This is a genomic window from Rhodococcus sp. EPR-134, assembly GCF_001647205.1.
Taxonomy (GTDB): domain Bacteria; phylum Actinomycetota; class Actinomycetes; order Mycobacteriales; family Mycobacteriaceae; genus Rhodococcus_F; species Rhodococcus_F qingshengii.
The window spans coordinates 1-1,022 of the sequence record NZ_LVCT01000759.1; the positions used below are offsets into that span (position 1 = coordinate 1).

General features: G+C 61.9%; 2 protein-coding genes. One reads left to right on the forward strand and one right to left on the reverse strand.

The window, feature by feature from the left end; genetic code table 11:
• The coding region (locus tag A2J01_RS32630) for a methionyl-tRNA formyltransferase (protein WP_269455349.1) at positions 1-502 on the reverse strand (502 nt) is incomplete at its 3' end.
• Positions 503-790: 288 nt separating this feature from the next.
• Between A2J01_RS32630 and A2J01_RS32635 the strand changes: the two genes are divergently transcribed.
• Positions 791-997 carry a hypothetical protein gene (locus tag A2J01_RS32635; RefSeq protein WP_003944900.1) on the forward strand — a complete coding sequence of 69 codons (207 nt, stop codon included), beginning with the start codon at positions 791-793 and terminating at the stop codon, positions 995-997.
• Positions 998-1,022: the final 25 nt, after the last annotated feature.

Here is a 1,022-nt window from a genome sequence, read left to right on the forward strand (position 1 = left end):
GTCCGAGCAGGTCGCCCGCCGTATCGGTGTCGCGAATCCGCTCGGTCATCACTCCGTACACGGGGCCGGTATCCATCCCGGCTTCCAAACGGAACGCGCTCGCACCCGTCACCTCGTCACCGGCACTGATCGCGGCCTGCACCGGCGCGGCGCCGCGCCACGCGGGAAGCAACGAGAAATGCAGATTGACCCAACCGTATTTCGGAATGTCGAGGACGTTCTGTGGCAACAGGTTTCCGTAGGCGACGACGGGTGCACAGTCCGGTTCGAGGCGGGCGAGTTCGGCCGCGAAGTCGGGATCGGACGCCTTGGCCGGCGTCAGCACCGGGATGCCGTGCTCGTCGGCAAGCAGACCGATCGGCGATCGGGCGACTTTTCGACCGCGGCCCGCCACAGCGTCCGGACGCGTGACGACGGCTACCACTTCGTGGTTGGCGGATTCGATGAGCCGACGCAGTGAAGGAACCGCGGGTTCGGGTGTTCCGGCGAACACGACGCGCATGTCAGCTCTCCCGTTTCGTTGGGCTCTTCGGACTCTGATCAGCCGATCGGCCTGTCGAACGCGGTGGACTGCAACTCACGAAAATGCTCCCGGATGTGTCGGTGGGTGGAACTGTCAGTCTAAGGACTGCGAGAGCTACGACCTACCTCGCGCCACACCGAACCACTTTCTCAGCAATTTCTTTGATCAGAACCCTGCACATTCACCGGTCCTCGGTATTGACTGTTTCTGTCGTCGCCACTCGGCGGAGGCTGATACGGGATACACCGATCACACGGAGGAACTTAGATGGCAGGCATCGACAGTAAGTTCGACAAGGCCTACGCAGGAAAGTCCGTCGAAGAATTGGCGGACGCCCCGGTCGCGGCACTCAACGGCGTAAGCGATTCGGACGCAGAACATTTGAAGGCAGCGTTCAACATCAAGACCGTCCGCGACCTCGGAACGAACAAGTTCTTCCTGTGGGCGCAGGCCACTGCCAAGCTCGCCGAGTAAACATCCCGACCCACGTGATCTCGGT

Coding starts and splice junctions, on each gene's coding strand:
- A2J01_RS32635 (WP_003944900.1), top strand. CDS start 791: ATGGCAGGCATCGACAGTAAGTTCGACAAGGCCTACGCAGGAAAGTCC.